This is a genomic window from Candidatus Palauibacter irciniicola, assembly GCF_965208695.1.
Taxonomy (GTDB): Bacteria; Gemmatimonadota; Gemmatimonadetes; order Palauibacterales; family Palauibacteraceae; genus Palauibacter; species Palauibacter irciniicola.
This window is the reverse complement of record NZ_OZ242352.1, coordinates 476569-502279: the sequence shown is the minus strand read 5'-3', so window position 1 is coordinate 502279 and position 25711 is coordinate 476569. Positions and strand designations below refer to the sequence as shown.

Annotated in this window: 18 protein-coding genes; 9 read left to right on the top strand and 9 right to left on the bottom strand. The window is 70.4% G+C overall.

Features of this window, described 5'->3' with window-relative positions; genetic code table 11:
- Window positions 1-40: 40 nt before the first annotated feature.
- On the bottom strand, window positions 41-1555 hold the full coding sequence (locus ACOGI9_RS02055; RefSeq protein ID WP_419858243.1) for an APC family permease: 1515 nt from the start codon (window positions 1553-1555) through the stop codon (window positions 41-43).
- Entirely contained in the window at window positions 1552-3978 is a 2427-nt protein-coding gene (gene ppsA / locus ACOGI9_RS02050; protein ID WP_419858242.1) for a phosphoenolpyruvate synthase, read from the bottom strand. The genes ACOGI9_RS02055 and ppsA overlap by 4 nt, the downstream gene beginning before the upstream one ends.
- A gap of 77 nt (window positions 3979-4055) precedes the next feature.
- On the opposite strand from ppsA, the gene ACOGI9_RS02045 reads away from it, so the two are divergent.
- Together ACOGI9_RS02045 and ACOGI9_RS02040 are read left to right on the top strand one after the other, a co-directional pair.
- Window positions 4056-4892 carry a pyruvate, water dikinase regulatory protein gene (locus tag ACOGI9_RS02045; protein ID WP_419858241.1) on the top strand — a complete coding sequence of 279 codons (837 nt, stop codon included), beginning with the start codon at window positions 4056-4058 and terminating at the stop codon, window positions 4890-4892.
- 26 nt (window positions 4893-4918) lie between these two features.
- Entirely contained in the window at window positions 4919-8329 is a 3411-nt protein-coding gene (locus tag ACOGI9_RS02040; protein WP_419858240.1) for an amidohydrolase family protein, read from the top strand.
- Here ACOGI9_RS02040 and ACOGI9_RS02035 read toward each other — a convergent pair.
- Window positions 8326-9225 carry a creatininase family protein gene (locus ACOGI9_RS02035; protein ID WP_419858239.1) on the bottom strand — a complete coding sequence of 300 codons (900 nt, stop codon included), beginning with the start codon at window positions 9223-9225 and terminating at the stop codon, window positions 8326-8328. The two genes, ACOGI9_RS02040 and ACOGI9_RS02035, sit on opposite strands and share 4 nt — an antisense overlap.
- Window positions 9226-9595: 370 nt before the next feature.
- On the opposite strand from ACOGI9_RS02035, the gene ACOGI9_RS02030 reads away from it, so the two are divergent.
- Genes ACOGI9_RS02030 through ACOGI9_RS02020 form a run of 3 tightly spaced genes read left to right on the top strand, consistent with a single transcriptional unit; the run spans window position 9596 to window position 13112 of the window.
- Window positions 9596-11104: an amidase family protein gene (locus ACOGI9_RS02030; RefSeq protein WP_419858238.1), complete on the top strand. Its 1509-nt coding sequence runs from the start codon at window positions 9596-9598 to the stop codon at window positions 11102-11104.
- Window positions 11101-12066, top strand: coding sequence for an acyl-CoA thioesterase II (gene tesB, locus ACOGI9_RS02025; protein ID WP_419858237.1), 966 nt, complete (start codon window positions 11101-11103; stop codon window positions 12064-12066). The genes ACOGI9_RS02030 and tesB overlap by 4 nt, the downstream gene beginning before the upstream one ends.
- Complete coding sequence (locus ACOGI9_RS02020) at window positions 12063-13112, top strand: peptidyl-alpha-hydroxyglycine alpha-amidating lyase family protein (protein ID WP_419858236.1); 1050 nt, start codon at window positions 12063-12065, stop codon at window positions 13110-13112. The genes tesB and ACOGI9_RS02020 overlap by 4 nt, the downstream gene beginning before the upstream one ends.
- A gap of 34 nt (window positions 13113-13146) precedes the next feature.
- Here the strand turns inward: ACOGI9_RS02020 and ACOGI9_RS02015 are convergent, their stop codons facing one another.
- Window positions 13147-14211: a carboxypeptidase regulatory-like domain-containing protein gene (locus ACOGI9_RS02015; protein ID WP_419858235.1), complete on the bottom strand. Its 1065-nt coding sequence runs from the start codon at window positions 14209-14211 to the stop codon at window positions 13147-13149.
- Window positions 14211-15536 (bottom strand): aspartate aminotransferase family protein, encoded by a 1326-nt coding sequence (locus tag ACOGI9_RS02010; protein WP_419858234.1) that lies wholly within the window; start codon window positions 15534-15536, stop codon window positions 14211-14213. Before ACOGI9_RS02010 ends, ACOGI9_RS02015 begins: the two co-directional genes overlap by 1 nt.
- A gap of 109 nt (window positions 15537-15645) precedes the next feature.
- Between ACOGI9_RS02010 and ACOGI9_RS02005 the strand changes: the two genes are divergently transcribed.
- A complete protein-coding gene (locus tag ACOGI9_RS02005) occupies window positions 15646-16614 on the top strand; it encodes an aldo/keto reductase (protein ID WP_419858233.1) in 969 nt (322 codons plus the stop codon).
- 6 nt (window positions 16615-16620) lie between these two features.
- Here ACOGI9_RS02005 and ACOGI9_RS02000 read toward each other — a convergent pair whose 3' ends face one another.
- Window positions 16621-17766, bottom strand: coding sequence for a N(4)-(beta-N-acetylglucosaminyl)-L-asparaginase (locus tag ACOGI9_RS02000; protein WP_419858232.1), 1146 nt, complete (start codon window positions 17764-17766; stop codon window positions 16621-16623).
- 137 nt (window positions 17767-17903) lie between these two features.
- On the opposite strand from ACOGI9_RS02000, the gene dapB reads away from it, so the two are divergent.
- Window positions 17904-18680 (top strand): 4-hydroxy-tetrahydrodipicolinate reductase, encoded by a 777-nt coding sequence (gene dapB / locus ACOGI9_RS01995; protein WP_419858231.1) that lies wholly within the window; start codon window positions 17904-17906, stop codon window positions 18678-18680.
- 280 nt (window positions 18681-18960) lie between these two features.
- Window positions 18961-19212, top strand: coding sequence for a hypothetical protein (locus ACOGI9_RS01990; RefSeq protein ID WP_419858230.1), 252 nt, complete (start codon window positions 18961-18963; stop codon window positions 19210-19212).
- Window positions 19213-19248: 36 nt separating this feature from the next.
- Here ACOGI9_RS01990 and ACOGI9_RS01985 read toward each other — a convergent pair whose 3' ends face one another.
- From ACOGI9_RS01985 to ACOGI9_RS01975, 3 genes are read right to left on the bottom strand one after another with little or no spacing between them, the layout of a single operon-like run.
- Window positions 19249-20274: a hypothetical protein gene (locus tag ACOGI9_RS01985; protein ID WP_419858229.1), complete on the bottom strand. Its 1026-nt coding sequence runs from the start codon at window positions 20272-20274 to the stop codon at window positions 19249-19251.
- 48 nt (window positions 20275-20322) lie between these two features.
- Window positions 20323-22281 carry a CocE/NonD family hydrolase gene (locus ACOGI9_RS01980; RefSeq protein ID WP_419858228.1) on the bottom strand — a complete coding sequence of 653 codons (1959 nt, stop codon included), beginning with the start codon at window positions 22279-22281 and terminating at the stop codon, window positions 20323-20325.
- On the bottom strand, window positions 22278-23831 hold the full coding sequence (locus ACOGI9_RS01975) for a serine hydrolase domain-containing protein (protein ID WP_419858227.1): 1554 nt from the start codon (window positions 23829-23831) through the stop codon (window positions 22278-22280). The genes ACOGI9_RS01980 and ACOGI9_RS01975 overlap by 4 nt, the downstream gene beginning before the upstream one ends.
- A gap of 194 nt (window positions 23832-24025) precedes the next feature.
- Between ACOGI9_RS01975 and ACOGI9_RS01970 the strand changes: the two genes are divergently transcribed.
- Window positions 24026-25702, top strand: coding sequence for an amidase (locus tag ACOGI9_RS01970; RefSeq protein ID WP_419858226.1), 1677 nt, complete (start codon window positions 24026-24028; stop codon window positions 25700-25702).
- Window positions 25703-25711 lie beyond the last annotated feature (9 nt).

Genomic DNA, 25711 nt, shown 5'->3' with positions numbered 1-25711 from the left:
CGAGATCTCCAGGCCGGGAGCCAGTTCCCGGCGCTCCGGCCTACTCAGGAGGCAACTCGCGGAAGAGGCGGTCGACGTCCGCGCCGGAGGCCCGCAGCGTTCGCATCTTGCGGATGTAGATGAGCGATCCCAGCGCCATGACGCTGATCCAGAGCGGCGTCGAGTGGAAATACCACGCCGCGACGTCCGCCGTGAGGTCCTTCGCCAGGTGGGTCACGAGAAACGTCCCCAGCAGCACGATTCCCGCCACGCACACGCACGTTCGCGCCGCCGGGCCGCGGAGCACGCGGAAGTTCGCGGCGATCTCCGGGTTCCGCCGCGGGAGGACGAGCACGGAGAGGCACATGAGGAGGAAGTTGACGAGCATCGACGTGACCATGATGTCGACGCCCAGGAAGAAGTCACCCGCGAATTCGCTGCCGACGATCGCGACGGAGGCCAGCGCGGTCGAGAGGAGGATCGCGGCGTGCGGCGTACGGTGTGTCGGGTGCACCCGGGCGAGGCCCGACGGAAAGATCCCGTCCTCGGCCCACGCGAAGACGAGGCGCGAGACGGAGAGGATCATCGCCGGCAGGTCGTTGATGAGGGCGATCGCGGCGCCCGCCACGATGAGCACCGTCCACCACGGCGGGAGCACGTAGCCGAGGAGTCCCGGAGCGGTGAGGTCCTGTTCCTGCGCCCGCGCCCACACGAACTCCCACGGGACCGTGTGATAGACGGCGGCCGTGAACAGCAGGTAGTAGGCGCCCACGATGAAGACCGCGAGGCCGATCGCGAGGGGGAGCGCCCGGTTCGGATTCCGTGCCTCACCGCCGGCCTGCGCGATCGCGTCGAAGCCGACGAAGCTGGCGAAGAGGAGGCCGGCAGCGGCGAGGAAGCCGGCCGGGCCGAGCGGCGGGGGCGCGGCCGTGGGTACCTCCACGCCTTCCCGCGCGAGCAGCGCCGCGGCGAAGTCGCCCTGGTCGAACGAAAATCCGGCCACGATGACGATCGCGCCCAGCGCGAACATGACGACCATCAGCGGCACCACGGTGCGTTCGTAGGCCCTGAGGCCGCGCAGGTTCACCCACGCGAACGTCCACAGCATCGCGAGCGCCAGAGCCACCCGGACCGCACCCGTGTCCAGGGCCCCGGCCAGACCCGCCATCCCAATGGCGTCCGCGATGTCCCGCAGGAACGGGACGATGAGGTAGGAGACGACGCCGATGACGATGGAGAGGCCGAACCACTGCGAGAAGCTCGCCACGAAGCCCCAGTACGGGCCGAGCGCCCGGCTCGCGAAGACGTAGCTGCCGCCGGCGCGCGGCATGGCCGAGGCGAGGATCGCGTAGGCGAGCCCGGCGAGCACGGCCGGAAGGGCGCCGAAGGCGAACGCCGGGAGCACGTTCTCCGCGATCCCGGGCACGTTCCGCTGGATCATGACGGGGACCACGTTGATCCCGGCCCCCAGCATCGAGCAGATCCCCGTCGCCGCGAGGCCCCACAGTCCGAGTTGGCGCGCGAGCCCCGTTCCGGCGCCCCCCGGGGCCCCCGCGTCTCCGTTCGTCGCCCTCACACTTCCTCCCCCGCGAGGAACATCCACGTCTCGACGGCCGTGTCCGGGTTCAGCGACATGCTCTCGATCCCCTCCTCCACGAGCCAGCGCGCGAGATCCGGGTGGTCCGACGGTCCCTGCCCGCAGATCCCGATGTACTTGCCCGCCTTCGCGCAGGCGCGGATCGCCATCGAGAGGGTCGCCTTCACCGCGGCGTCGCGCTCGTCGAAGATGTCGGCGATCAACCCGGAGTCGCGGTCGAGGCCAAGCGTAAGCTGCGTCATGTCGTTCGACCCGATCGACATCCCGTCGAAGTGCTCCAGGAACTCGTCGGCGAGCAGGGCGTTCGAGGGAAGCTCGCACATCATGATGAGCTGCAGGCCGTCCTCCCCGCGGGCGAGGCCGTTCTCCGCCAGGAGGCCGACGACGGCCCGCGCCTCGGCCACGGTGCGGACGAAGGGGACCATCACCCACACGTTGTCGAGCCCGATCCCCTCGCGCACCCTCCGCAGCGCCCGGCATTCGAGTTCGAAGGCGGGCCGAAAACTCTCCGACACGTAGCGGGACGCGCCGCGGAAGCCGAGCATCGGGTTCTCCTCGCGCGGCTCGTAGCGGCGGCCGCCGATGAGGTCCGCGTATTCGTTCGACTTGAAGTCGGACAGGCGCACGATGACAGGCTCGGGGGCGAAGGCCGCGGCGATCGTGGCGATGCCCTCGGTCAGCTTCTCGACGTAGAACTCGACCGGGTCGGGGTAACCGGCGTGCTGCAGGCGGATCTCCCGCCGGAGATCGTCCGGCAGGTCTTTGAAGTCGAGCAGCGCCTGCGGATGGACGCCGATCATGCGGTTGATGATGAACTCGAGCCGGGCGAGGCCGACCCCCGAGTTGGGGATGGAGGCGAAGTCGAACGCGCGGTCCGGGTTCCCCACGTTGAGCATGATCTTGAGCGGGATCTCCGGCATGGCGCCGAGCCGGATCTCACCCTCCTCGAAGTCGAGCAGCCCTTCGTAGACGTAGCCCGCGTCGCCCTCGGCGCAGGACACGGTCACGTCGCCGGCCTCCGCGAGTTGCGCCGTCGCGTCGCCGCAGCCGACGACCGCGGGGATGCCGAGTTCGCGCGCGATGATCGCGGCGTGACAGGTGCGCCCGCCGCGGTTCGTGACGATGGCGGCGGACTGCTTCATCATCGGTTCCCAGTCCGGGTCCGTCATGTCCGTGACGAGCACGTCGCCGCGCCGGAAGCGCGCGATCTCCGAGGCGGACTCGATGACGCGCGCCGGGCCGCCGCCGATCCGGCCGCCGATGCTGCGCCCCTCGGCCAGCACCCGGCCCCGCTCCTTGAGCGTGAAGCGCGAGATGACGCCGCCGGAGCGGCTCTGCACGGTTTCCGGACGCGCCTGCAGGATCCGCAACGCGCCGTCGATGCCGTCGCGGGCCCACTCGATGTCCATGGGCCGGCCGTAGTGGTCCTCGATGAGGAGCGCCTGGCGGGCGAGTTCGTGCACCTCGTCGTCCGTCAGCGAGAAGCGGAGCCGGTCCTCCTCCGGAACGTCGACCGTCCGGACGGATGCGGCTTCGCCCCCGGCGGCCGCTCCCGATCCGGCCTCGGAGCGGGCCCCCGAGCCGGCGTAGACGAGCTTGATCGCCTTGCCTCCGAGGTTCCGGCGGAGGATCGCATGGCGGCCGGCGCGCAGGGCGGGCTTGTAGACGTAGAACTCGTCCGGGTTCACGCCCCCCTGCACGACCGTTTCGCCGAGACCGTAGGCGCTCGTGATGAACACGACGTCCCGGAAACCGGACTCCGTATCCAGCGTGAACATCACCCCGCTCGAACCGCGGTCCGCGCGCGCCATGCGCTGGACGCCGACGGAGAGCGCCACGTCGCGGTGCGCGAAGCCCTGGTGCACCCGGTAGGCGATCGCCCGGTCGCTGAACAGCGAGCCGTAGACGTGGTGGACCGCCCGCAGCACCGCGTCGACCCCGCGGACGTTGAGCAGGGTGTCCTGCTGCCCGGCGAAGGAAGCCTCGGGGAGATCCTCGGCCGTGGCCGAGGAGCGCACGGCGACGGAGATGTCGTCCCCGGACCCGCTGCCGGCCGACCCGTCGCCGCCGGCGCCCAGTTCGCGGTAGGCCCTTCCGATCCGGGCGGCGAGTTCCGGCGGGAGCGGCGTATCGGCGATCCAGCCGCGGATCTCGCGGCCCGCCCGGGCAAGCGCCCCGAGGTCCTCGACATCCAGCGTATCGAGCACGGCGTGGATGCGTTCTCCGAGTTCGCCCGAGAGGAAGTCGCGGTACGCCCGGGCGGTGATCGCGAAGCCGCCGGGCACGTCCACGCCCGCGGCGGAGAGATGGGAGATCATCTCGCCGAGCGACGCGTTCTTCCCCCCGACGGATTCGAGATCGGCGAGTCCGATCGACTCGAATGGCGCGATATACCCGGTCACGGCGACTCCCAACCCCGGCCTCCCGGCGACCGTGAGCGGTTGTCTCCGGCCGAGGCAGGCCGGAGAATCAGTGTACGATGACCCAGCGAACGGTGTTCTTCGTCTCGGACCACTCGGGCGTCACGGCCGAGACCCTCGGCCACAGCCTGATCGCGCAGTTCGACGCCCTCGAATTCACGAAAATCACCGTACCATTCGTCTCCACCGTCGACAAGGCGAAACGCGCCGCCCGGAACATCAACACGACGGCGCGCGTGCAGGGGTCGCCGCCCATCGTCTTCAGCACCCTCGTGAAGGAGGACGTGCGCGACACGGTGCGGGAGATCGTGGAGGAGACCGACGCCCTCTTCCTGGACTTCTTCGACTCCTTCCTGGACCCGCTCGAGAAGGAATTCGGCCACAAGTCGCAGCACGCCATGGGGGTGTCCCACGGCATCCAGAACTACCGGGAATACGACCGCCGCATCGAGGCGATGAACTTTGCCCTCTCTCACGACGACGGCTCGAACCCGACGGGATACGACCGGGCCGACCTCGTGCTGGTCGGCGTGTCGAGATCGGGGAAGACCCCGACGTGCCTCTATCTCGCGCTCCAGTACGGCGTGTTCGCCGCCAACTACCCTCTCACGGGAAGCGACCTGGAGGAGCGGCGGATCCCGCCCCCCCTCTTCGACCACCGCGACAAGATCTACGGGCTCACGATCGAGCCCCAGCGCCTCGGGGAGTTGCGGAGCGCGCGCGGCATCGGCCGCCGCTACGCCTCGCCCCGCCAGGTGAGTTTCGAGATCCGCCAGGCGCAGTCGCTGTTCGAGCGCCTCGACATCCCCTTCATCGACGCGACCCGCTGCTCGATCGAGGAACTGGCGAGCCGGATCCTCGACGCGACCCGCCTCGAGCGGCGCACGACTTCGTGATTCACTCTCCGACCGGAGGTCCCGCCATGTGTGATTCCCGCAACCATTCGGCTCTCGGCGCCCGTTCGGCGTTCGGCGTCCGTCCGGCTCTGGCCGTCCTGCCGACACTTCTCTTGCTCGCGCTCGCCGCGCCCGGAGCCGCCGCGCTCCCGCAGGAGGACGACGCCTCGCAGGCGTGGGATGTGACCGCGCCGCTCGGCGAGACGCGGGAGGTCGATTTCACGACGGACGAGGGGACGTGGATGTCGGTCGACCTCGAGCCGGGGGGAGAGTGGCTCGTGTTCGACCTGCTCGGACACATCTACCGGCTTCCCGCGGAGGGGGGCGAAGCGCAGGTCCTCACGCAGAACACCGGCGTGGCCGTCAACTATCACCCCACCCTGTCGCCGGACGGATCGACGATCGCCTTCATCTCCGACCGCGGGGGACAGAGCAACCTGTGGCTGATGGACGCGGACGGCTCGAACCCGCGCCCGGTGTTCGAGGACCAGGGGCTGCGCGCATGGGAGCCGGCCTGGAGTCCCGACGGCAGATTCATCGTCGTGCGGCGCGCCTCGACGGGGCGCGGCGGCGGGGGCGCGGGGCCGGGGTTGTGGATGTACTCCCGGGACGGGGGCGAGGGCGTGCAACTCGTCGGCTCGGACTATTCCGGCGCCCAGTGGCCTTCGTTCTCGCCCGACGGAGGGTCGCTCTACTTCCACTTCCGGTCCGCGCCTCCCGGGCTGGGGTCCGGCCGGCTGGACATGACGCAGGGCCACAAGCAGATCCGGCGTCTCGACCTCGAGACGGGGCGCGTGGACGAGATCACGTCGGGGGTGACGGTGCAGCAGGGGCAGACCTCGAGCGGCGGGGCGATCGCGCCGGAGCCGTCTCCCGACGGGCGCTGGCTCGCGTTCGCGCGCCGCATCCCGGACGGGACCATCTCCCATGACGGACACCGCTTCGGGCCCCGCACCGCGCTCTGGCTGCGCGATCTGGAAACGGGAGCCGAGCGCGTCCTCATGGACCCGATCGAGGTGGACATGGCGGAGGGGATGAAGGTGTCCCGCGACCTGCCGGGGTACACCTGGGCCTCGGACTCGCGGTCCCTCGTGGTTTCGGCGGGCGGGAAGATCCGCCGCGTCGATCTCGACGGCGCCGTGACGACCATCCCCTTCACCGCCCGCGTGCAGCGGACGATCTCGGAGATGGCCGGACGCCCGCAGATGGCGCTCGGCGAGACGTTCAAGGTGAAGTTCCCGCGCTGGACCGCCTCCTCGCCCGACGGGAGCACGCTCGCCTTCCAGGCGGTGGGACGGGTGTGGCTCATGGACCTGCCGGACGGGACGCCGCGACGGCTCACGCCGGACGCGTTCGAGCCGTTCGAGATGGCGCCGGCCTGGTCGCCGGACGGGCGCTCGATCGCCTTCACGAGCTGGGCGGACGCCGACCAGGGGCATGTGTGGCGGGTGCCGGCGGACGGAGGCGAGCCCGAACAGCTCACGACGCGGGCGGGGGAATACCTCAACACCGTGTGGAGTCCGGACGGCGGGGACATCGTCGTCACCCGGGGGTCGGGGGCGACAACTCATGGCCGCACGGTGGCGAGCAACCAGTTCTTCGACTTCGTGCGCGTGCCGGCCGCGGGCGGCGACGCCACGCTGATCACCAGGGTGGCGCGTCCCTACACGGGCGGGCGTCCGCTCATGCCGCGGCGGCCCGTCGCGCAGGCGTCGTTCGGACCGGAGGGACGGCTCTTCTACCCGGAGGCCCTGGGGCCCGACGACGGCGAGCCGGCGGGGACGGAGATCGCCTCCATCCGCCTCGACGGGAGCGACCGGCGGGTCCACTTCACGCTGCCGGACGCGGACGAGGCGGCGGTGTCGCCGGACGGGGCGTGGCTCGCCTTCCAGGAGGGCGACAACGTGTACCGGATGCCCTTCCCGTACGGCGGGACCGGGTCCAACATCGTCCGCATCGCCAAGCGCAACGGCCAGCTCCCGGTGACGCAGGTCAGCTTCGAGGGCGGGATCCATCCGCGCTGGCGGGACGCGAGCACGCTCGAGTTCGTGAGCGGCCCGCGCTACTACACGCACGACCCGAACAGCGGCGAGACCGTCGAGACGCCGATCGACCTCGAACTGCCGCGCCACATCGCCCGCGGGAGCGTCGCCTTCACCGGCGCCCGCATCATCACGGCCGAGAACGACGAGGTCATCGCGAGCGGCGACATCCTCGTGCGGGACGGCCGCCTCGCCTGCATCGGCGACTGCGACACCGCCGGCGCGGACCGCGTGATCGACGCGTCCGGCACGACGATCATGCCCGGCCTCATCGACATGCACGCGCACCATCACCGCGACCACGTGGGCGTCATCCCGCAGCGCAACTGGGAGTCGGCGATCTACATGGCGTACGGGGTCACGACGACGCTCGACAACTCGCAGTGGTCGTCGAACGTCTTCCCCGCCGCCGAACTCGTCGAGGCGGGCGCGATGATCGGGCCGCGCACCTACAGCACCGGGGACCCCGTCTACTCCGGCGACGGGGCGCGCCAGAACGAGATCTCGAACTACGAGTTGGCGGACCAGAACGTCGCCCGCCTCGCGTCCTGGGGCGCGGTGATGATCAAGGAGTACCTGCAGCCGCGCCGCGACCAGCGGCAGTGGGTCACGGACGCCGCGCGGGTGCGCGGGCTGCGCGTGACCGCCGAGGGCGGCGACATCGAGTACAACATGGGCATGATCATGGACGGCCACACCGGCTGGGAGCACCCGCTGAGCTACGTCCCGCTCTACGACGACGTGGCGAAGTTCTTCGGGCAGTCCGACGCCGTCTATTCCCCGACCTTCATCGTGGGCGGTCCGAGCGCCTGGAACGAGGAGTACTTCTACCAGACGGACGACGTGTGGAAGGACGAGAAGCTGCGCCGCTGGCTCCCGTGGCGGATGCTCATCCCCTCCACCCGGCGCCGCATGATGCGCCCGGAGACGGACTACAGCTTCCCCCTCATCGCGCGCGGCCTCGGCGACATCATCGACGAAGGCGGCTGGGGGGCGATCGGCTCGCACGGCCAGTTGCACGGCCTCGGGTCCCACTACGAGGTGTGGATGGCCGCGGCGGGGACGGACGAGATGACGGGGATCGAGATCGGCACGATCCACGGCGCCCACTTCCTGGGTCTGGCGCACGAGACGGGGTCGCTCGCCGAGGGCAAGCTGGCGGACTTCATCGTCCTCAACTCGAACCCGCTCGACGACATCCGGAACACGGCGGACATCCGGCTCGTGGTCAAGGACGGGGTCGTGTACGACGCGGACACGCTCGACGAGGTGTGGCCCGACCCGAAGCCGTTCGGCGACCACTACTGGGTGGACGAGGATGCCCTGATGAGCGACGACCGCCCCACCGACTACTGGGACCGCGCGCGGGGGAGTTCACCCGGCGGGGAGCGTTAGTCGTTGGCGGCGATCGAGCGGCGGATGGCGCGGGCGGTGATCCCGGCGCGGTAGTCGACGAGGCGCCGTCCGTTCGCCACCGTCAACTCCAGAGGCGAGAGGTCGACGCCGTTGATGGAGAAGAGGTCGGCGGCGATCCGCTGATCCGCCCGGATCGTGGTCGGATCGACCGTCGCCATTATCGATGAATAGTGATAGTCGTCGTGGTACTCGTTGCGGGTGGCCACGCACTCATCGGGCTGTTGGAATATCCCCAGTTCCTCTTTCAGATAATCGCAACTGTAGATGTCTTCCGTATAGTATTCCGGGATGAAATGGACGCGGGCCGGACGGTCCGCCCAGGCGCGGTTGAGGGCGGCGGCCACGTTCTCCATCCCGCTCACGTTCCCGCCGCTGTCTCCGATGAGGACGAGGTCCTCGAACCCGTGCGCGGCGAGGCTGCCCAGGACGTCCGTGAGCATGGCCTCGAACGTCTCCTGCCGGACGCTGATCGTCGCGTGGTAGCGCATGTGTCCGGACGGCGGATCGATGCTCCCCTCCGGGACCAGCTTGATGACGGGGGCGACGAGCGCGTCACCGAGTTCGCGCGCGATCGCCTCCGCGGTGGCCTGCAGCACGAAGTTGTGCTTGCCGCTGGCCAGGTAGGGGCCGTTCTGTTCGACGCCACCGGTCCCGATGATCGCCGTCGTCATCCCCTCGGCGAGGGCGTCGCGCACCTCCATCCACGTCATCTCCTCGATCCACACGGTGTCGAGCCGGTCGATCGGGCGCGGAGCGTCGAGATCCTGGCCGATGGCTGGCGTCCCGCCGCCGATGGCGAGGGCGAACAGCGCCCACACGGCGAGTCGGCGGGCGCGGCGCGAGGGCGGCGTGCGAGGCGGAGCTTGGCTGAACACGGCGGTCTCCCGGGATCGAGGCTACGGCGGGCAGCGGGTCATCCCTTACTATACGGCGACGACAGGGCGAGATTCGAGGTCCGCGTCGGAGTCCCGGGAATTCGGAGGGTCCCATGAGGTCAGTTCCAAACGTCCACACCCGCGCCCAGGGGGCCGAATTCCAGCTGGGGCGCGTCCGGTCGGCGCGCGTCCTGCCGGCGAGCGTCGTGCTGGCCGCCGTTCTGGTGGCGTGCGGCGGCCCGGCGTCCGAGGCGGAGCCGTTCGACGTGGTGGAGGCGACGATTCCGGAGATGCGGGCCGCGATGGAGAGCGGGCAGGTCACGTCGCGACAGATCGTCATGGAGCACCTGGCGCGGATCGCGCGCTACGAGTGGCAGCTCAACGCGGCGGTCTCGGTCAACCCGAACGCGCTCGCGGAGGCCGAGGCGCTCGACGCCGAGCGGGCGGCGGGCAACGTGCGGGGCCGCTGCACGGCATCCCGGTCGCGCTCAAGGACAACATCCACACCACGCACATCCCGACGACGGGCGGCTCGCTCGCCTTCGAGGGGTATTTCCCGCCGTACGAAGCCACGCTGACGACGAACCTGCGCGAGGCGGGCGCGATCATCATCGCGAAGGCCGGGCTCACGGAGTTCGCGAACTTCATGGCGGGGCCGCCGAACCAGATGCCGGGCAACTACAACGCCCTCACGGGCTACGGCCTCAACCCCTACGACCCGCGCCGCGACCCGCGGGAAGGGCGCAACGACGGGCGTCCGGCACTCACCACGGGCGGCTCCAGTTCGGGGATCGGGACGGCCGCGAGCTTCTGGTCCGCGAACGTGGGGACGGACACGGGCGGGTCGATCATCAGCCCCTCGAACGCGAACATGCTCGTCGGCATCCGGCCGACGATCGCGCGCGTCAGCCGCTGGGGCGTGGCCCCGGTGACGCTGGACCACGACATGGCGGGGCCGATGGCCCGCACGGTGACCGACGCGGCGATCATGCTCGGCGCGATGGAGGGGGCGGAGCCCGACCCGAACGACGCGGCCACCGCGCGGTGCGAGGCGCCCCCGGGCCGCGACTACACGCCGTTCCTGAACGCCGATGGGCTGGAGGGCGCCCGGATCGGGATCCCCCGGGCCTTCTACTACGAGCCGGTGGAGGTCGGAGGCGAGACGATCGGCGGCCTCCGAGGCGAAGCGGCGGCGCTCATGGCCGAGGCCATCGCGGTCCTCGAGGCGGCGGGCGCGGTGGTCGTGGACCCGGCCGAGATCCCCAGCTTCGTCGATCCGGACCCCGAGGCGAACTTCAACACATGGCCGCTCTGCATCGGCGGGCACCAGGCGAAGGGGTCGGACGAGGGGTGTTCGGTGAACTTCAAGTACGGGATGAAGCGCGATTTCGACGCCTGGCTCGCGTCGCTCGGGCCCTCGGCGCCGGTCGCGACGCTGACGGAGCTTCGGGAGTGGAACCTCGCGCACCGCGCGGCCGGGTCGATGAAGTACGAGCAGTCGCGCTACGACATCTCCGACGAGATGGACGTGGAGGCGGACCGGGCCCGGAACGCGGCGGACATGGCGAAGGACTCGCTCCTGAGCCAGGCGCGCGGGATCGACGCCGTGCTGGAGGAATACGACCTCGACGCGATCTTCACGCCGGGGAGCCGGGGGGCCGGGCTCGCGGCGCGGGCGCAGTACCCGCACATCGTCGTGCCCTTCGGCTTCGTGCCCAACGCGCCGACGCCGGCCTTCCCCGATGGCTTCGACGCCCGGCCCGCGCCGTTCGGGATCGGGTTCACGGGGGCCGCCTGCAGCGAGCCGCGGCTCATCGAACTCGCGTACGCTTTCGAGCAGGCCACCCTGCGCCGCGTGCCGCCGGAGCGCTTCCCTTGACCTACACCGCGCGGGACCTGGTCGACCTGTTCGACCTCGAACCGGTCGAGCGGAACATCTACCGCGGGCAGAACCGGGACATCGGCTCGGGCCGGATCTTCGGGGGACAGGTGCTCGCCCAGTCGCTCGTGGCGGCGCGCCGGACGGTCGACACCGAGGACCGCTCGGCGCACTCGCTACACGGATACTTCATCCTGGCGGGCGATCTGGAGATTCCGGTCGTCTACTTCGTGGACCGCCTGCGCGACGGACGGAGCTTCACCACGCGGCGCGTGACGGCGATCCAGCACGGCCGCGCGATCTTCAACATGTCCGCCTCGTTCCACAAAACCGAGGACGGCATCGAGCACCAGGACACGATGCCGGACGTGCTGCCGCCGGAGGCGCTCGAGTCCGAGATCGACATCATTCGGCGACAGGCCGCCCGCGTCCCCGAGCCGCTGCGCTCCCTGCTCACGCAGGACCGGCCGCTCGACCGCCGCCCCGTCGCCCCGCTCGACCCGTTCAGACCGAAACCCGACCGGCCCGTCCGGCGCGCCTGGATCCGCACGGTCGGAGACCTGGGCGATGACCCGCTCGAGCACCAGGCCGTGCTCGCCTACGCCTCGGACTACGGGCTCCTGCGCGCCGCCCTCGTGCCGCACGGGCGCACCTTTTTCGACCGCGACCTGATGGGCGCCTCGCTGGACCACGCGATGTGGTTCCACCGTCCCTTCCGGGTCGACGAATGGCTCCTGTACGTGACGGAGAGCACGGTCGCGAGCGGCGCGCGGGCGTTTACGCGCGGAAGTTTTTTCACGCGGGAAGGGGCGCTCGTGGCCTCGGTCGCCCAGGAGGGGGTGATCCGGACCGGCAGCCGGCCCGCTCCGGCCGACGGCCCCGCTCCGGCCGATGGGCCTGCCGCGGCCGATGGGCCCACTGCGGCCGAAAGACCCGAAACCGATGAGGGAGACGACACATGACACGGCGAACCACACGACTCGGCATCCTTGTCCTCGCCGCGGCCGTCGCCGCGTGCGGCGGCTCCGCGGACGAAGGCGGGGCGGCGAACGCGGACGGCGCGACGCCGGAGCTTGAGCCCGTCAACGACCTGCCCAACCCCTACGAGCGCCTGGAGCCGTGGGCGGAAATGCCCCCGGGCGCGGTGCAGTGGGGGCAGGTCACGGGCGTGGAGCAGGGACCCGACGGCCATCTCTACGTCATGCACCGCTGCTTCGAGAACAGCTGCGCCGACCGGCCCGAAGACCCGATCGTGAAATACGACATGTCCGGGCAGGCGCTCGATTCCTGGGGGGCGGGACTCTTCAACTATCCGCACGGGTTCCACATCGACCACGAGGGGAACGTCTGGGCGACGGACGCCCGCGGGAACGGGGAACTCGGGCACCAGGTGTTCAAGTTCAGTTCCGACGGCGAGCTCCTGCTCACGCTCGGACAGGCCGGCGTCGCGGGTCTCGGTCCCGACGTGTTCAACCAGCCGACGGACGTTCTCGTCCTTCCCGGTGGCGACTTCCTCGTCATCGAAGGTCACGGCGAAGGCAACGACCGCGTCGTGCGCTTCAATCCCGAAGGAGACTTTCTCGACGCGTGGGGAGGACCGGGCTCGGGGCCCGGCCAGTTCAGCACGCCGCACGCCATCGCCCGGGATTCGCAGGGACGGATCTTCATCGGCGACAGGGCCAACAACCGCATCCAGATCTTCCTCGAGGACGGGACGTTCCTGGAGGAGTGGAAGCAGTTCAGCCGCCCGAGCGGGATCTTCATCGACGAGGACGACACGATCTACGTCGCGGACTCCGAGAGCTGGGGGCCGAACAACCCGGGCTGGAAGAAGGGGATCCGGGTCGGGAGCGCGCGGGACGGGTCGGTCTCGTACTTCATCGAGGACATCGAGTCCACGACGATCGAGCACAGCGGGGCCGAAGCCGTGGGCGTGGATTCGGAGGGCAACGTCTACGGCGGCGTCGTGCGCCGCCGCATGCTCGAGAAGCACGTGCGGGTGAGGTAGCGGGCCGCCGACGACGCGGAGAGCCGCGGCCGGGCTACTTCGTCCAGATCACCACGGCCCCGCAGCGCGCGTCGTATCCGCCGAACTCGGGCGGCAACTCGCCGGCTCCCTGGTACACTTCGATGCCGCCGACCTCCGCCGGCAACACGAGCGTGTCCAGTTCCCGGACCGGAATCGGAGAACCGTCGAGATAGGCGCTGAGTTCACAGCCCCCGGGCGTGAATCCTCCGGACGCCCTGCGGCTCTCGACCCAGCAGTCGCGGAACCCGGAGCCGGGGCAGCGAAGGCGGATGCCGGGCGCGTCGGCGAGCATGTGCGAGACGCGGAGCGGACGCCGGCGGTCGATGTCCTCCACCGTGAAGTACGTGCCCCCGCCGATCAGTTCGCCGAAGTACTTGCGGTCGTAGAACCCGTTGACTTCCAGCCGCCGGGGCCGGGTTGCGGTCACCACGAGCGGTTCCATCGCCACCGGCGCGGGCACGAGGCCGATCTGGAGTTCCGTGCTCAGTCCGCGGACCACGGTGACCTGATAGCGGAGGGAAGCGTAGCCGATCCTTTCGACTTCGAGCAGGTGCTCGCCGCCGGGCACGCCGGTGAGGGCGAACCGGCCCTGGCGGTCGCTCTGGACCTCGGCCGGCCGGCCGACGAGCGACAGGGTGGCCGTGACCACGGGCTCCTCCGTGGACGCATCGAGGACGCGGCCCACGATCCTCCCCGGCTCCGTGTCTCCGAACAGGACGCGCAGGTGGACCTCGACCGGCGTGCCGGGTTCGAAGGCGAGCGTCGCCTCCTCGCTCGAATCATCCCCGAACTCCGCCCATACCGTCGCCCCCGACGCGTCGGCGGGGACGCAGAGCGAGAAGCGCCCGTCCGCGCCGGCGGCTTCGCGCAGCGGCCTCAGCACCTGCTCGCTGGTCCAGCGGAGGACGACCGTGGCCCCCGGCAGGTTGAGGGCCCCGGACTCCTCCGTGACGAGGACGTGAAGCGACGCCCGCTCCCCGCACTCCGCCGCCTCCTGGCCCGCGGCGGAACCGGCGGCGGTCATCGACAGCAGCGCCGCGACCAGCGCCGCCCGCCCCAACCTCATCTTCGATCCCATCAGCCGAGCGCCGCGTCGATGGCGGCGGCGTGCCTTGCGAGGAAGGCGTCGAATGCCGCGACCAGCGCGTCGCAGTCCTCGTCATCGTGCGCGAGCGAGACCGTGACGAAGCCCCGGCGGGCCATGTAGAACCCCGCCAGCAGCATCTCGAGCTGGAAGAGGTCGCGGGCCGCCATCGGCGTGTGGGCGACGTCGGTGCGACGGCGGATCGGCGCCCGCTGGAAGTGGACCGTCATGATCGACCCGCGGCCCGTCACCTGCACGGGCGCGTCCCTCGCCGCCGCGACCCCGTTGAGGGCGGCGCGCAGGGCGTCTCCCCGCACCGTCAGCCGGCGCACGGCGTCGGGCGTGAACACGTCGCGCAGCCCCGTGAGGCCCGCGGCCATGGTGAGCGAGTTGTTGTTGTGCGTGCCGGGGTGGCTCAGGTGATTCTCCCGGCGCGGATCGAAGCGATCCATCAGGTCCGCGCGCCCGCCGAAGGCGCCGAAGGAGGCGCCGCCCCCGAGGTACTTTCCGAAGGTCGTGAGGTCGGCGTGGATGTCGAGCGCCTCCTGCAGGCCGCCCGGCGCGAGCCGCGAGGTCTGGACCTCGTCGAAGATGAGCAGGACGCCCGCCCGGCGCGTCGCGTCGCGCAGCGCGTTCAGGAACACCCGGGTCCCGGGGATGCAGCCGCCGCCCGCGAGCATCGGCTCGACGAGCACGCAGGCGAGGTCGGTCGCCCGTTCCGCGATGAGCGATCGCGCGGATTCCGCATCGTTGTAGTCCGCGACCGTCCACGGGAAGGGCACGTTGAGGCGCCGGTCCGGGCCGACGAAACTCAGCGGCCCGCCGTGGTACGCGCCGTCGAACACGAGCACGCCCTCCCGGTATGTCACGGCGCGCGCGAGGCTGACCGCCATGAGGTTCGCCTCGGTCCCCGAGTTCGTGAAGCGCACGCGCTCGACGGACGGGAAGCGCCGGCAGATGAGTTCGGCGAACTCCTGCTGGTTCGGGCTCGGGCCGCCGAGGGTCAGGCCCCTCCCAGCCGCCTCCACGATCGCGGCCTGGATGGCGGGGTTCGAGTGGCCGTATAGCCCGGCGGTATAGTCGTTGAGGAAATCGACGTAGACGTGCCCGTCGAGGTCGTGCAGTCGCGACCCTTCGCCGCGGACGATGGTGACGGGGAAGGGGTCGTAGTGGTTGACCGTTCGCGTGTCCGCCCCCGGCAGGTAGTTCGTCGAGCGCTCGAAGCTCGCCTGACTCAGGGGATTCGCCGCCGCGTAGCGGGCCGCCGCGTCGGCCGCGAGTTCCTCCAGCGTCCGCGTCCGGACCGGGCCGGTCGTCATCGGTTCCATCCCCCGCTGAGGTTCTGCTACGTTGCCGGCACCGCCCGGTCCGCCCCGGGTGAGCGGGCGTTCCCGGACACCGGCTCCCTATGGAAGGATACGAAAGAACGTGGAGAGACGAAAACTCGCGCATACCGGCCTCGAGGTGTCCCGCGCCTGCATGGGCACGATGACCTTCGGGTCGCAGACCGATGTCGATGCGGCCGCGGCGATGGTGGACCTGTGCTTCGAGCGGGGCGTCGACTTCTTCGACACCGCGAACGTCTACAACCAGGGGCGGTCGGAGGAGGTCCTCGGAGAGGTCCTCGGGGGCCGGCGCGCGCAGGTCATCCTCGCGAGCAAGGTCTGCAATCCGATGGGAGACCCCGTCGAATACACCGGCCTCTCGCGCGACGCGATCCGCCGCGGGATCGACGACTCGCTGCGACGGCTCGGGACGGACTATCTCGACGTCTACTACCTGCATCTGCCGGACTATGAGTCGCCCATCGAGGAGAGTCTCGCCACGCTGGAGGAGCTTCGGGCGGAGGGACTCATCCGCTATCCGGCGACGTCCAACTACAGCGCGTGGCAGATGTGCGAGATGTTCTCCATCTGCGAGCGCGAGGGGTGGGCGAAGCCGTGGATCGCGCAACCCATGTACAACCTCGCGGCGCGCGGGATCGAGCAGGAATACCTCGCCTTCACGGACCGCTACGGCATCTCGAACGTCGTCTACAATCCGCTCGCGGGCGGGCTCCTGACCGGGAAGCAGCGGCCGGAAGCGCCGCTGCCGGGGACGCGCTTCGACGGCAACCGCATGTACCTGGACCGCTTCTGGCACGACGAGTACTTCCACGCCGTGGCCGAGGTCGAGACCATCGCGCGGGAAGCGGACCTGACGCCGGTGCAGCTCGCGCTGGGGTGGCTGCGGGCGCAGGAGGGCGCGGACTGCATCATCGTCGGCGCCTCGCGCATCGAGCACCTCGAGGAGAACCTCGACGCCTTCGACGCGCCGCCGCTCGACGCCGACGTGCTCGACGCCTGCGACGGCGTGTGGGCGCGGCTGCGCGGACCGACGCCCGCCTACAACCGCTAGTCCCGGTTACGCGTCGCGGGGCGAGCCCTCCAGCAGGCCCTCGAACGGGCGCTCCTCGGCGCCGTTTTCCGTGCAGACGGCGTAGTGCGTCTCCGCGGAGCCGTACAGGGCGACGCCCGCCGTCTCCCCCTGCTTGTTGAGCAGGAAGAAGCGGACGTCGAAGCTCGGCAGGCCGCGCGCGTTGAGGAGCCTCGACTCGACGGTGTTCGACTTGATGCGCTCCAGCGTGGCCATGCCCGCGTCGAGCGGGCTCATCCCCTGGCGCATGAACTCGACGGCGAGGAAGGACGAGAGGTTGTAGAGGTTCGCCTCGCCCCGGCCCGTCGAGCCGGCGGCGCCCACATCGTTGTCCACGTACAGCCCGGCGCCGAGGATCGGGGAGTCTCCGGTGCGGCCCGGGATCTTCCACGAGAGGCCGCTCGTCGTGGTGACGCCGCAGATGTCCCCGTCCGCGTTCACCGCGTTGCAGTTCGTCGTCCCCCAGAAGGAATGGGCCGGAATCAGGCCGTCGTCGACCATCGACAGCCCGGCTTCGAGCCGCTTGCGGGGGTCGAGCCAGTGGCCGGGGTCGATCCGCCGGCGCCATTCGAGCCACAGGGCGCGCGACGCCTCCGTGTTGAGGTCATCTTCGATCTCGAACCCGAGTTGGCGTGCGAACGCCTGCGCGCCGGCTCCGACGAGCAGGTGGTGGTCGGTGAGTTCGGCCACGGCCTTCGCCACGAGCGACGGCGTGCGGACGCCTTCGAGCGCCGCGACGCCGCCCGCCCAGCGCCGGGGCCCGTGCATGCAGCACGCATCGAGCTGGACGACGCCGTCCGCGTTGGGCAGCCCGCCGTAGCCGATCCCCATCTCCGTCGGGTCGTTCTCCGGGATGTTCACGCCCGCGATGAGGGCGTCGAGCAGGTCCTCGCCCTCGACGATCCCCCGGAAGGCGCGTTCCACGGAGCTCTCGGGTCCGCCGTTGTTGAAACGGATCCCGCTCAAGTCGGAGACGATGATGGGCCGGGCGGCCCGCGAACGGTGGACGGCGGGAGCCCCGAAGCCGTCGGAGGCCCGGGAAGGGCGGCGCTCGGCGGCCAGGGCGGCGGGCGTGGCGGCCGCGGCCAGGCCGGCGGCGGAAGTCCGAACGAAGTCGCGGCGATCCATGCTCATGGTCGTTTTCCTCGGGCCGGGGGTTCGTGGACCGGCAACATACCATCCTCGCAGGTTACGTTCCCGCGGGAACGTCGGGAGAGCCGCCGTGGAGCCGCCGGGAAGCGGCCATGGACTCGCAATCGGACGGAGCGAAGATGAGCATTCGGGTCTGCGTGGGAGGGGCGACGGGGTGGACGGGCGAGAGCGTCGTAGCCGCCATCCTCGCGTCGGACGAGTTCGAACTGACCGGCGCCGTGGCGCGGCGGGCCGCGGGGCAGACGGTCGGAGACGTGCGGATCACGGCCGGCGTGGCGGAAGCGCTCCGCGAGCCGGCCGATGTCTACATCGACTACACGCACCCGGGCACCGTCTACGCGAACGTCATGTGCGCGATCGAGGCGGGCGTGGCCGCGGTCGTCGGGACCTCGGGACTCACCGGCCGGGAGTACGGGGAGATCGACGAGGCCGCGCGCGCGGCGGGCGTGGGCGTGATCGCCGCGGGCAACTTCTCCATTACGGCCGCCCTCCTGAAGCACTTCTCCGGCATCGCGGCGCGCCACGTGCCGCACTGGGAGATCGTCGACATGGCGTCGGCCGGAAAGCCCGACGCACCCAGCGGCACCGCGCAGGAACTGGCCGAGTTCCTGGGGACGGTCGCGGCGAACGAATTCGGGCGGCCGGTCGAGGACACCCTGGGCTCACGGGAGGCGCGCGGGGCCACGATCGGCGGCGCGCAGGTCCACTCGCTGCGGCTGCCGAGCTACGTCATCTCCGTGGAATCCATCTTCGGCCTCCCCGGAGAACGGCTCTCGATCCGGCACGACGCGGGATCCAGCGCGGAACCCTACGTGGCCGGCACCCTGCTCGCCGCGCGGCTCGCGCCGGAGCGCGTGGGCCTCACGCAGGGACTCGACCGCCTCCTCTTCGAGTAGGCGCGCCCGGCGAAAGTTCCACGACGGACCGCCGGAGTCGTGTGACCGTTGCCGTGTATGGGTCGTCTCAGTAGTCGTAGCGGGGCATCTGCCCGAGTTCTGTCGAAGACGCGATCCCGGCGATGGAGGTTCGATGAGGCGTACTTGTCTCGTGCTCGGCTCCGTGCTTCTCCTGAGCGGTTGTTCCACTCTTTTTGTGAGCAAGCCACCGCTGGGCGACGGGCCGTTACCAACCGGAACCTGCACGACATCGGCCTTTACGCCTTTCGTGGATGGGACCATGGCTGTCCTGTTCGGGGTCAGCGCTCTCGATATCGCCCTGACGGATTTTGAGGACGAGGATGCCCAGGATGCCCGTCCGTACGCGGTAGGGGCGTCGCTGGTTCTGGGTGGTGCGCTCGGCCTGTCCTCGTACCGGGGGTTCAAGTGGACAAGCGAATGCCGGGCTCGCCAGTCGATGAGCGAGGAGGCCATCGCCGACTATCTCCGCACTCTGTCACGCGAGGTGGCCGTCCACGAAGATCCCGGATAGTCCCGCCGGCAACCCGGCGTCGGCTCGTGACTGTCGTCAGCCCGCCGGGCGGTTGGCGACGATCGCGATTCGGGAGCCGTCGGGGCTCACGGCGAGGCGGGTGATGCCCTCGACGCCGAGGTCCGAAAAGTCGCCGATTTCCGTCCAGTCCGAGCCCTCCGACCACGCGAACAGGCGCGAGTCGTCGCCCATCAGGATCTCGCCCTCGGGCGTCCAGGCGTAGTCCTCCCGCCCGGGGAGCGTACGCGCGATCCGCTCGCTGGTCCCGGCGGCCGGATCCAGACGTTCGATCCACCACTCGTCGTCCGAGACCTTCCGCACGAAGGAGATCGCCTCCGTCCCCGGAATGCGGTGGATGGACCGGCCGGGGCTCTCCGCCACGATCCGGATCTCGCCCGTCAGCGCGTCCCCGACCTGGAGGGTGGGCGGACTGCCGAGGATGAACATCGCGACGACGCGTTCGTTGGCCCACGCGTGGTACCCCACGGGCTCGGCGGTGGCGAAGATCGGCCCGATCGATGCGCCGGAGAGGTCGTAACGCCACAGGTACTGTTTCCCCCGGATCTCGTGGATCGCGGAGAAGGCGTCCTGCCCCGGAATCTGGAGCGCCGAGAACTCGCTTGCCTCCTCCGTCTGCGTCAACCGCTCGGAGGCGCCGGGCTCGGCCCCGGACGCCGCCGCGAGCCGCATGATCTCGGTCTGCCTGCGGTCCAGCGCCGCCGTGTGGAGGATCGCCGAACCGTCGAGGAGGAAGCTGGGCTGGTTGTCGTACGCATCGCGGTCCGTCGCCTGCCCCAGGTCGGGGATCGACAGCGCGCCGCCCTCGCGGACGAGCGTCCCCAGCCAGATGTCGGTGGAGGGAGAGCCCGCCGCCGTCGGCGTGTAGTCCGCGGGCGCCGGCCCGATCTCCGGCATCGGCCCGTCCGGCGGTTCGGCCGGGAAGGCGCCGGCCGCCTCGGAGCCGCCAACTTCAGGGTCGCCCCCGTCTTCCGGTGCGCAAGCGATCCCGGTCGAGAGCACAAGCGCCAGGGTCGTCGCGGTTCGCAGGGTCATCCGTGCCATCCCTTCCTCCTGGGGGTCTTCCGGTTACGGGGGATTCGGGTCTTTCGATTACGGGGATTCCGGCAGGACGCCGAGGATCACTCGCGAAGGATAGTCGGCGGACCGGTACACCGTCTGCGTCGCCGCCCGGTAATCCCCCGGCGCCGCCGTGTACGTGTCCACGAACGTCTGCGGGTTCCGGTCGTACGCCGGGAACCACGAACTCTGAACGTGGACCATCAGCCGGTGTCCCGCCTTGAAGGTGTGGAAGCGGTCGCGGAGGTCGATCTCGATCCGGGTCACCTCCCCCGGCACCATCGGCTCGGGGTTCTCGAAGTCGTTCCGGAAGCGGCCGCGCATGATCTCGCCCGCGAGGTGCATCTGGTAGCCCCCCATGGGGACGTCGCAGTTCGCGCTCGGCGGGGCGTCATCGGGATAGACATCGATCAGCTTCACGATCCAGTCGGAGTCCGTCCCCGTCGTGGAGACGAAGATCTCGGCTCCGATCGGGCCCGCGATCGTGAGGTCCTCCTCCAGGGGTTCGGACTGGTAGACGAGGACGTCCGGGCGCTCCGAGGCGAAGCGCTGATCCTCCACCTTCCACAGGTGGCCCAGCGTGGTGCGCTCCTCGGCGGAGAACGGCACCGGATGGCTCGGGTCGCTCAGGTACGAGTCGGCGTGCAGGTCCACGGCCGCCTCGGCCCCCGAGTCCGCGGTCCGCGTCGGCGGCTCGAAGCCCAGCGTGCCGTTCGGACCCAGGTACAGGCTCACCGGGGCCACGTCCGCCGGCGGCCAGGAATCGTACGCGCGCCATTCGTTCATCCCCGTGAGGAAGACGTGGGCCTCGGTCGCGTCCCACGTCCCCTCGTCCTTCAGGTGGTATTCGAAGAAGGGGAACTGGAACTCGCGCTGGAAGTGGTGCGAGGTCTTCGTGTCGAAGGCGATGCAGCCGAGGAAGTCGCCGTCCATGCGCGCCCAGCCGCCGTGCAGCCAGGGGCCGACGACGAGCGTGTTCTCGAGCCCCGGATTCTCCGCCTCGACGGTCCGGTAGATGGACATCGGGCCGTAGAAGTCCTCGGTGTCGAACCAGCCCGCCACGTTCAGCGTCGCCGGGCGGACGTCGTCCAGGTAGCGGAGGGCGTTCTGCCGCTGCCAGAACTCGTCGTAGTTGGGGTGCTCGATGAAGTCGCGCCACGCCGGCACTTCGCCGTGGAAGTAGAGTTCGTCCACCGTGGCGGCGGACCCGGCGTTGAGGAAGAAGTCGTAGCCGGAGGTCGTGCCGTAGTCGAAGCGGGCGCCGCGCGTGTCGGTGGGACCGTCGCGGCGACGGGCGTTTCCGGACAGCCACGAGAAGGCGTACATGATCCGGAAGGCCCCGTTATGGTGCCAGTCGTCGCCGATGAACATGTCCGACGGCGAGGCCTGGGGCGACGACGCCACGAGTGCCGGGTGGGCGTCCACCATCCCCATCACGGTCTGCCAGCCGGGGTAGGAGATCCCCCACTGCCCCACGCGCCCGTTGTGGTTCTCGACGTTCGCGAGCAGCCACTCGATCGTGTCCCGGTTGTCCGTGATCTCGTCGGTATCGGTCGGGCCGCGGGGTTCCGGCGCGGGGGCACGGATGACCTCGAACTCTCCCTCCGACCGGAACTGCCCGCGCACGTCCTGGAAGGCGAAGATGTAGCCGGAAAGGTCGAACTCCCGTGACGGCCCGAGCGGGTTCCGGTATTCGCCGGGCTCGTAGGGACCGATGGAATAGGGCGTGCGGAAGAGGAGGATGGGATACTCGCGCGAGCGGTCGAGCGGCTCGTAGACGAGGGTGTACAGTTGGATCCCGTCCCGCATCGCGACCATGTACTCCGACTTCTCGTAGTTCGCGAGCAGATAGTCGAGGTGATCGGCGGCGACGGCTTCGGCCTCGGAAGGGGCGGCGGCCGGCGGCGGGGGCGGCGCGTCAGCCGCGTCTTCCCCGGGCCCGCACGCGACCGCGAACAGCGCGACCGCCCAGAGCATGATCCGGGACCTCATCGGCGGCGCACTTCCGCCCAGTGCGTGAGGGCGTTCCCCAGGCGCACGTTCGGGAGCGTGATGGCCATCACGGAGCCGTTCAGCCGGTCGCCCCGGAGCCTGAGTTCGACGGACAGCACGTAGTCGGTGCGGTTCGCGTCCTCGGTGCCGATGTCGCTTCTGAAGCCGCCCCGCAGGTACTCGCCGTCGAAGCGGGCGTTGTTGAGCAGTGTCCACAGGTCGTCGCCGAGCTGGACGTGGACGCGGCCTCCGTCATCGATCGCGAGCGCCAACCGGTGCGGCCCGAGGTGGGTGTGGACCTCGCCGACCCAGTCCCCGGCAAGCTCCGGCATGGGCGCGAAGTCGATCAGCGGGGCGGCGCCGTCCCCGGCCTCCTCGAGAATCCCCTCGCGCTCCAGCCGGTGCGGGTCCGGGACCTCCGGCGGCGTCGGCTTCGGCACGGCGTCCGGGAACAGCGTGTGCCAGAGGAGGTTCGAGATGTAGCCGGTGAGGGGCGTGGCCGAGTTCGAGAGGACGACGACCGCGGCGTTCTCCTCCGGGGCGATGGCGAGTTCCGTGCGGACGCCGCCCATCCCGCCGCCGTGGCGCTGGAGGCGGAGGCCGCCCGGGAGATCCCGCACCACCCAGCCGAGCCCGTACGTGTCGGTGGGAGCACTCTCCCGGATGGGCTGCCGCATCGCCTCGATGGAGGCATCGGAGATGATCCTCCGCTGTTCGGGGAGGTCGCGGCCGAGATGGAACATCCCGAAGCGGACCAGGTCGTGCGCGCTGCTGAACACGGCGGAGCCGCCGGGGTGGTCGAAATCGTAGAATGCGATCGGACTCTGGTCCGTCGCGTACCGCGTCGCCGTGAAGTCTTCGAGCCCCGGGCCGATGTCGACCGACGTCCGGGTGAGACCCAGCGGCCGGAACACCTCGTCGCGCATGAAGTCCGGGTACGACTGCCCCGAGACGCGCTCGATGATGTAGTCGAGGATCCCGTAGCCGAGGTTCGAGTAGTTCCAGCGTTCGTCCGGCGCCGTCACGAGGTTCGCGTAGCGCCGGATCGTCTCGTCCATGTGCGGGCGCCGGTACGGTTCGTCCTCGTAGAAGAACTGGTAGTGGAGGGGGAGTCCCGCCGTGTGGCTCGCGACTCGCCGCACCGTGGCGCGCGCCGCGTCCCAGGCCCGTCCGTCGATCTTCGCCGGGCCGAGGTAGTCGTTCGCCGGCGCGTCGAGGTCGACGAGACCCCGTTCCACGAGGATCATGAGCCCCGTCGCCGTGATCGGCTTCGAGATCGAGGCGAGCGAGTACATCGTGTGTTCCGTGGCCGGGATCCGCCGCTCGCGGTCCGCCCATCCGAACCCCTCCTCCCACACGACCTCCCCGCCCCGCGCGACGGCGACGGCCATCGAGGGCTGGTCCCAGGCCACGAGCGCGCGCCGGATCTCGTCGCGGACGGACGAGAAGTCGGGGGCGGCCTGTCCGCGCACCTCCGCCGCGCCAAGGGATACGACGGCGAGCGGGACGCCGATCCGCAGCAGGCCGCGACGTGTGACGGTGGCCCTCATCCTCATCTCCTTCCGGAAGGGTGACCTCGGACGGTGGAGCGGGACGCGGGTGGGCGTCAATGGGGCCGAAGCGGGGCCGCGGCGGGCGGACTCATTGACCGTTGGACGAAGCGGCGTCCATGATGCGTCCATCGCGGAGCCGGGCCGGGCGTTTCCGCGGCGCGGCGGACCCTCGAGACCGGAAGGAAGGAACCATGTCCGAGATGGATCGGCGCACTTTCCTGCAGGCCGGCGCGGCGGCCGGCGCCCTGCTCTCCCTCGGCGGCTGCGCGCCCCGGGACGACGCCCCTGCCTCCGGCTCCGGAGGATCGGGGGACGAGACCTCGGCGGCCGACATCCCCGACTTCGCGCTCGAGGAGATCACGATCGACGAGGTCCACGCCGGCATGCGGTCGGGCGAGTACACCTGCCGATCGATCACGGAGATGTACCTCGAGCGGATCGAGGCATTGAACCGGCAGGGACCGCGGCTGTTCGCGGTGCTCGAGACGAACCCCGACGCCTTGGAGATCGCCGACGAACTCGACCGCGAGTTCCAGGCCTCGGGGCCTCGCGGACCGCTGCACGGGATCCCGCTGCTGCTCAAGGACAACGTCGACACGGCGGACGGGATGACGACGACGGCCGGGTCGACGGCGCTCCTCGGGTCCATCGCGCCGCAGGACTCGTTCGTGGCGGCGGGGCTGCGCTCGGCCGGGGCGCTCCTGCTCGGCAAGGCGAACATGAGCGAGTGGGCGGGCTGGAAGTCGTTCGAGTTCGGGGCGTCGGGCTGGAGCGGCCGCGGGTGGGACGGGGGCCGGGGCGGCTTCTGCAGGAACCCGTACGCGCTCGACCGCACGCCGGGCGGGTCCAGCTCCGGGTCCGGGTCGGCGGCCGCGGCCAACCTTGCCGTCGCGACGATCGGCTCCGAGACCGACGGCTCGATCGTCGGCCCGTCGTCGCGCAACTGCCTCGTCGGCATCAAGCCCACGATCGGCCTCCACAGCCGGGGCGGGGTCATCCCCATCGCCCACAGCCAGGACAGCACCGGCCCCATGGCCCGCACCGTGCGCGACGCCGCGATCATGCTCGGCACCATGGTCGGCGTCGACCCCCGCGACCCGCTGACCGCCGCGAGCGCGGGCAACTTCCTGACCGACTACACCGGCGCGCTCGACCCGGCCGGCCTCGAAGGCGCGCGCGTCGGCGTCCTCCGCGAGTACGCCGGCTTCGACACCCGCGTCGACGCCCTGTTCGAGGAGGCGCTCGACGTCATGCGGGCGGAGGGCGCGACCGTCGTCGACCCCGTCACGCTCCCGGAGGAACTCCGCTTCGGCAACGAGTACGAGATGGAGGTGCTGTACCACGAGTTCAAGGCGGATCTCAACGCCTATCTCGCCTCGCTGGGACCGGACGCGCCGATCAAGTCGCTGGCCGAACTCATCGAGTACAACGAGGCGAACCACGACCTCGAACTCGCCCTCTACGGGCAGGAACTGCACGTGCGCTCGCAGGAACGGGGCCCGCTCACCGACCAGCGCTACCTCGACGCGCTGGCCGCGAGCCATCGCCTTTCCCGCGAAGAAGGGATCGACCGGGCCATGGATGAGCACCGGCTGGACGCGCTGGTCGGGATCACGGCGGGGATCCCCGCCATGCAGGATCCCCTGGACGCCTCGGGCGGGGGCGGGGGCGGGTGCTCCACGCCGCCGGCCATGGCCGCCTACCCCAACATGTCCGTCCCCATGGGGTTCATCCGGGGGCTCCCGGTCGGGATGTCGCTGTGCGGCCGCGCCTGGAGCGAGATGACGCTCATCCGTCTCGCGTACGCCTTCGAGCAGGCGACGAACGTCCGCCGCCCGCCGACCTTCCAGGCGACCGTCCAGGTCTGAGCGCACCCG

Bases quoted from the DNA above. Each gene is read 5' to 3' on its own strand.
- ACOGI9_RS02045 (WP_419858241.1), top strand. From the start codon at position 4,056: ATGACCCAGCGAACGGTGTTCTTCGTCTCGGACCACTCGGGCGTCACG.
- ACOGI9_RS02040 (WP_419858240.1), top strand. From the start codon at position 4,919: ATGTGTGATTCCCGCAACCATTCGGCTCTCGGCGCCCGTTCGGCGTTC.
- ACOGI9_RS02020 (WP_419858236.1), top strand. From the start codon at position 12,063: ATGACACGGCGAACCACACGACTCGGCATCCTTGTCCTCGCCGCGGCC.
- ACOGI9_RS02015 (WP_419858235.1), bottom strand. From the start codon at position 14,211: ATGGGATCGAAGATGAGGTTGGGGCGGGCGGCGCTGGTCGCGGCGCTG.
- ACOGI9_RS02010 (WP_419858234.1), bottom strand. From the start codon at position 15,536: ATGACGACCGGCCCGGTCCGGACGCGGACGCTGGAGGAACTCGCGGCC.
- ACOGI9_RS02000 (WP_419858232.1), bottom strand. From the start codon at position 17,766: ATGAGCATGGATCGCCGCGACTTCGTTCGGACTTCCGCCGCCGGCCTG.
- dapB (WP_419858231.1), top strand. From the start codon at position 17,904: ATGAGCATTCGGGTCTGCGTGGGAGGGGCGACGGGGTGGACGGGCGAG.
- ACOGI9_RS01990 (WP_419858230.1), top strand. From the start codon at position 18,961: ATGGCTGTCCTGTTCGGGGTCAGCGCTCTCGATATCGCCCTGACGGAT.
- ACOGI9_RS01985 (WP_419858229.1), bottom strand. From the start codon at position 20,274: ATGGCACGGATGACCCTGCGAACCGCGACGACCCTGGCGCTTGTGCTC.
- ACOGI9_RS01980 (WP_419858228.1), bottom strand. From the start codon at position 22,281: ATGAGGTCCCGGATCATGCTCTGGGCGGTCGCGCTGTTCGCGGTCGCG.
- ACOGI9_RS01975 (WP_419858227.1), bottom strand. From the start codon at position 23,831: ATGAGGGCCACCGTCACACGTCGCGGCCTGCTGCGGATCGGCGTCCCG.
- ACOGI9_RS01970 (WP_419858226.1), top strand. From the start codon at position 24,026: ATGTCCGAGATGGATCGGCGCACTTTCCTGCAGGCCGGCGCGGCGGCC.